The organism is Mesorhizobium sp. P5_C1 (assembly GCF_054049815.1).
Window position 1 is genome coordinate 1 of the sequence record NZ_JBFULQ010000376.1, and the last position, 5719, is coordinate 5719.

Below are 5719 nucleotides of genomic sequence, written 5' to 3' on the forward strand. Positions count from 1 at the left end.
GCTCCTTGGACGCGACGCGATTGCGACGCCGGGCCAACAAATGCAATCGAGCAAGACAAGTTTCCGTTAACTCGAACGAGGAATCGGCCCCAGAAGCGGCCTAACGAATGAACATGGTTTGCGGGAAATTAATCATACCGATAAAATGCGCCCGACCCGCCATTGGCAAATGGAGCATTCTACGCAATAAGTTAACTGACTGTTAACTATGGAGTGATGGGTTGCAAACCGTGTTTGATGGCAAAAGCCTGATTACTGCCAAGATGATCGCCAGCAGTCTCCGTCGAGGAACGATCGAGCATCATGGCGAAGAGTTCGAAAACGCTCGCGCGGAGCTGGCGCTCATTCTCAGCGCGACACAGCAGCAAATCGAACAACGAAAAGACCCTGCCGAGATCATTCGTCGCCTGATGTCGCACCTCAACGCGACGCGTTCCAAGGTGCATCCCGACGTTTGGCAAGCATTGATACCGGTGGTGCAGGGCCACCCGGTCCTGGAGTATTTTCTCGAGGATCCCCTGACACGGTGGTCCTTCAGCAAGCCCAGGGGGTATTCTGGCGACGCGGAGTTGCTCGACTACATCTATTGTGATCCGCACGTGGCCGAGAGCGTGGCAAACGCCTCGGAGACCGGCAAGGCGCTCTATACCCATACCCAGGACGTGCCGTCGTGCGTCGCGGCACGGGAACGACGCGATCTTTTGACCCGATATGTCGACGAGTCTGCGGCCAAGAACGGACCGCAAACCGAGGTCCTGGCGATCGCGGCCGGCCATTTGCGTGAGGCCAATCGCTCAGTCGCCCTGGCGGAGGGCCGTCTCAAGCGCTGGGTTGCGCTCGATCAGGATCCCCAGAGCGTCGGATTGATTTCGCGCGACTTCCAGGGCACCGCGATCGAAGCCATCGACGGCTCGGTGCGCACCGTGCTCACGAGGGGCCACAAGCTGGGCCAGTTCGACTTGATCTACGCCTCAGGCCTTTACGACTACCTTGCGCACAACGTTGCCGTGAAACTCACGAAGACCTGCCTGCAGATGTTGAAGCCGAACGGGACGTTCCTGTTCGCGAACTACGCGGAGGGCAATCCTGACGCCGGGTACCGTGAGACGTTCATGGACTGGGTGTTGCTGCTGCGCTCGGAAGTCGACATGTGGAACATCGTCAATGCCAGCGTCGACCGCAACACCGTCGAGGCCAAGGTGTTCTTTGGCGAGAACCGCAACGTGCTGTACGCCGTCATCGAAAAGCGCGGCTAGCCTTTGGCTTGCACCTCCGGCCACCTTCCGCTATAGAGCCGCCACCCGCGTAGACACCCTTGGAGGCAACGCGGCGGAAAGCCGCCTCACCCGGCGGCTTTCGACGTTTACGGCCAAGCACGTTGCCGGCCGCGAACGCTCCAGAACAAACCGAAAGGAAATGCCATGAGCCACGACACTTACGAGCTCAAGGCCGAAGCACGCGAACAGGTCGGTAAGGGGTCCGCCCGTGCAGTTCGCCGCAACGGTAAAGTGCCTGCAGTAATTTATGGTGACAAGCAGCCTCCCCTGGCCATCGCGCTCACCTACAAGGACATCTACTACAAGATCCATGGCGGCGGGTTTCTGACCACGATCGCCACGATCGATGTCGACGGCAAGAAGATCCAGGTCCTGCCGAAGGACTTTCAGCTCGACCCGGTCAAGGATTTCCCKRTCCAYGTCGACTTCCTGCGCATCGGCAAGGACACCGAGGTCAATGTCGACGTGCCTGTCCACTTCATCAACGAGGACAAGTCGCCCGGCATCAAGCGCGGCGGCGTGCTCAACATCGTGCGTCACGAAGTCGAGTTCCACTGCCCGGCCAATGCGATCCCGGAATTCATCACCGTCGATCTCACCGGCGCCGACATCGGCGACTCGATCCACATCTCGGCGGTCAAGCTGCCGGCCGGTGTGAAGCCTGTCATCTCCGACCGCGACTTCACCATCGCGACCATTGCCGGTTCGTCGGCGATGAAGCCGGAGACGGAAGTTACGGCTGAAGTGGCGACCCCTGAAGCGGCCCCTGCCGCCGAAGAGAAGTAACTCTTTCACGCCCGGAGCAGGYGATGCTGCTGTTTGYAGGTCTCGGCAATCCGGGTGCGAAATACGCCRACAACCGGCACAATGTCGGCTTCATGGCGGCGGACGCAATCGTCCGCCGCCATTCCTTTTCGCCCTGGTCGAAGAAATTCCAGGGCCTGATTAGCGAAGGCACGCTTGGCGGCGAAAAGATCGTCCTGATCAAGCCGCAGAMCTTCATGAACCTGTCCGGCCAGTCGGTCGGCGAAGCGCTGCGCTTCTACAAGCTCAAGCTTTCCGCGCTCACCGTCTTCTACGACGAGATCGACCTTGCCGAGGGCAAGCTGCGCATCAAGACCGGCGGCGGCGCCGGCGGCCATAACGGCATCCGCTCGATCGACGGCCATGTCGGCAACGCCTATCGCCGCGTGCGCATCGGCGTCGGCCATCCCGGCGTCAAGGAAATGGTCCAGTATCACGTGCTTGGCGATTTCGCCAAGGTCGACCGCGAATGGCTGGAACCGCTGCTCGACGCGATCGCCGACAACGCCGCCATGCTCGTCAAGGGCGACGAATCCGGCTTCATGAACAAGGCCAGCCTCGCCGTCCAGGGTAAGGCCGCGCCGGAGCCGGAAAAGCAGGCGCCAAAGCAGCCGGCGCCCAAGCAGCAAAGTCACGTCCGCCAGGCTCGCCCGCAGCAGCCGGCAGTCAAGCTGCCGGAAAGCGGCCCGATGGCCGCGATGCTGAAGAAACTCTTCGGCAAGGAGTGAACGCAGCAGGAGCGTGCGGCGTTACAGGGCTTGACGTTGATCACCCCTATCGCCCATAGCCCTGATCAAATTTCGATTTCCCGATAGGACCGGACAAAATGGGTTTCAAATGCGGCATCGTTGGCTTGCCCAATGTCGGCAAGTCGACGCTTTTCAACGCGCTGACCAGGACGGCGGCGGCGCAGGCCGCCAACTATCCGTTCTGCACCATCGAACCGAACACCGGCGAGGTGGCGGTGCCCGATCCGCGCCTGCAGAAGATCGCGGCGATCGCCAAGTCGAAGGAGATCATCCCGACCCGCATCTCCTTCGTCGACATTGCCGGCCTGGTGCGCGGCGCCTCGAAGGGCGAAGGCCTGGGCAACCAGTTCCTCGCCAACATCCGCGAGGTCGACGCAATCGTGCACGTGCTGCGCTGCTTCGAGGATGACGACATCACCCATGTCGAGGGCCGCATCGACCCCGTCGCCGACGCCGAGACGGTCGAGACCGAGCTGATGCTCGCCGATCTCGACAGCCTCGAGCGGCGCATCGTGCAGATCCGCAAGCGCGCCGGCAGCAAGGACAAGGAAGCGACGACCGTGCTGCCGCTGATGGAGGCGGCGTTGGAGCTGCTGCAGGCCGGCAAGCCGACCCGCATCCTGCTCAAGGGTATTTCGGCGGACGACCTGCGCATCCTGCAGGGGCTGAACCTTCTGACCTCGCATCCCGTGCTCTATGTCTGCAACGTCGCCGAAGCGGACGCCGCCACCGGCAACGAGCACACAAGGGCCGTGGAAAAGATGGCCACAGCGCAAGGCGCCAGCACCGTGGTGATCTCGGCCGCGATCGAAGCGGAAGTCGCCCAGTTGTCGGACGAGGAGGAGATGGAATTCCTGTCCTCGCTCGGCCTCGACGAGCCCGGCCTGAACAAGGTCATCCGCGCCGGCTACGAGCTGTTGCAGCTGATCACCTATTTCACCGCCGGCCCCAAGGAAACGCGCGCCTGGACCGTGCACAAGGGCGCCAAGGCACCGCAGGCCGCAGGCGTCATCCACACCGATTTCGAGCGCGGCTTCATCCGCGCCCAGACCATCGCCTACAACGACTTCATCACGCTGGGCGGCGAAGTGGCGGCCAAGGAAGCCGGCAAGGCGCGCGACGAAGGCAAGGAATATGTCGTCCAGGACGGCGACGTCCTGCTGTTCAAGTTCAACACCTGATTTTGTGAAGATCACGCTTGGCGGCAAGCCCTTCCGGTACCGGCAGCTCTAAGAGTTCTTCCGAGCCGCCGGAGTCATTCGCCCGCCAGTTGCTTGTCTTGATTTTGTCACGCCACAGGACTAAGCGGCAGGTGCACGCGCCGGACCGCCGTGCCATCCGACACGAGCTTCAATCCGAACGCACCCTTTGGCCCCAACAAGGGAGACCCGGCGATGATCAAGGCCTTCGTCGTGGACAATGACCGCCTGCGCGTCATCGACGATCTCCTGGCAAACGGCGAGAACGTCGTCTGGGCCGACCTGCTCAACCCGACCAGGGAAGAGGAAGTGGCGATCGAAAGCTGGCTCGGCGTCGCCATTCCGACGCGCGAGGAGATGGAGGAGATCGAGATTTCGAGCCGCCTCTATGTCGAGGACGGCGCCTACTTCATGACCGCCACCCTGCCCGCCCAGACCGAGGTTGACGATCCCCTGATGTCGCCGGTCACCTTTGTGCTCGCCGGCTCCCGGCTGATCACCGTGCGCTATCACGAACCGAAGGCATTCAAGACCTTTCCGCAACGCGCCGAAAAAGTGGCAACCGGCTGCACCAGCGGCGACACCATTCTGATCGGGTTGCTGGAGGCGATCGTCGATCGCCTCGCCGACATCCTGGAGCGCGCCGGCCGCGACATCGAGGCGATTTCGCGCGATATCTTCGAGGCGCGGTCGACCAAGGTTTCCAAGCGCAATCGCGATTTCCAGGAACTCCTGAAAGCCATCGGCCGCAAGGAGGACATCGCCTCCTCGATCCGCGACAGCCTGATCTCGCTGCAGCGCTTGGCCGGTTTCTTCGCCCACGCCTCGACCCGGACCAAGATGAGCAAGGACACCAAGGCGCGCATCAAGACGCTGTTGCGCGACGTGCTGTCGCTAGCCGACCACGCCACCTTCCTGTCGCAGAAGATCAGCTTCCTGCTCGATGCCACGCTCGGCATGATCTCGATCGAGCAGAACGCCATCATCAAGATCTTCTCGGTCGCCGCCGTCATCTTCCTGCCGCCGACGCTGGTGGCTTCGATCTATGGCATGAATTTCGACATCATCCCCGAGCTCAAATGGCAGCTCGGCTATCCCTTCGCGATCGGCCTGATGATCTTGTCGGCGATCCTGCCCTTCTGGTATTTCCGCCGCCGCGGCTGGCTTTGACCCGTCCGCCAAAGGCCACGTGGCCGTGACGTGGCGCTATAGAAATCTCTTGACCAAACGGCGGCCTGCCTGCATCCGGAAACCCCGATCCGAAATCGTGGGTCTATGAACCGGATTCCAGACCATGACTGCAAAAACCTGGGCCTATGAGGACTTTGTCGAGGGCGCCTTGTTCGACCTCGGCAGCAAGCAAGTGAGCGCCGCCGAAATCATCGAATTCGCCAGCGAATTCGACGCGCAGCCCATGCATCTCGATGAGGAAGCCGGCAAGGCGAGCATCCTCGGCGGCCTCTCCGCTTCGGGCTGGCATACCTCAGCCATGTTCATGCGCATGCTGTGCGATGCTTTCCTGCTCGACTCCACCTGCCAGGGATCGCCCGGGGTCGATCAGGTGAAATGGAAGAAGCCGGTGCTGGCCGGTGACACGCTGACAGGAAGCCTGGTGGTTCTCACCAAGCGCCTGTCGCGGTCGAAGCCGCAGCTCGGCTTCGTCACCATGCGCAGCGAACTGCTCAACCAG

The 5719-nt window shown here is 61.8% G+C and carries 6 protein-coding genes; all 6 read left to right on the forward strand.

Going from position 1 to position 5719, the window contains the following annotated elements; translation table 11 throughout:
* Window positions 1-221: 221 nt before the first annotated feature.
* A complete protein-coding gene (locus tag ACXJ7R_RS23495; protein ID WP_457153930.1) occupies window positions 222-1256 on the forward strand; it encodes a class I SAM-dependent methyltransferase in 1035 nt (344 codons plus the stop codon).
* A 165-nt stretch (window positions 1257-1421) separates the two neighbouring features.
* Window positions 1422-2063 (forward strand): 50S ribosomal protein L25/general stress protein Ctc, encoded by a 642-nt coding sequence (locus ACXJ7R_RS23500; RefSeq protein WP_457153931.1) that lies wholly within the window; start codon window positions 1422-1424, stop codon window positions 2061-2063.
* A gap of 23 nt (window positions 2064-2086) precedes the next feature.
* Window positions 2087-2809 (forward strand): aminoacyl-tRNA hydrolase, encoded by a 723-nt coding sequence (gene pth, locus ACXJ7R_RS23505; RefSeq protein ID WP_457153932.1) that lies wholly within the window; start codon window positions 2087-2089, stop codon window positions 2807-2809.
* 98 nt (window positions 2810-2907) lie between these two features.
* Window positions 2908-4011 carry a redox-regulated ATPase YchF gene (ychF, locus tag ACXJ7R_RS23510; protein WP_095090854.1) on the forward strand — a complete coding sequence of 368 codons (1104 nt, stop codon included), beginning with the start codon at window positions 2908-2910 and terminating at the stop codon, window positions 4009-4011.
* A 213-nt stretch (window positions 4012-4224) separates the two neighbouring features.
* Complete coding sequence (gene corA, locus ACXJ7R_RS23515; RefSeq protein WP_457153933.1) at window positions 4225-5199, forward strand: magnesium/cobalt transporter CorA; 975 nt, start codon at window positions 4225-4227, stop codon at window positions 5197-5199.
* 124 nt (window positions 5200-5323) lie between these two features.
* The coding region (locus ACXJ7R_RS23520) for a MaoC family dehydratase (protein WP_457153934.1) at window positions 5324-5719 on the forward strand (396 nt) is incomplete at its 3' end.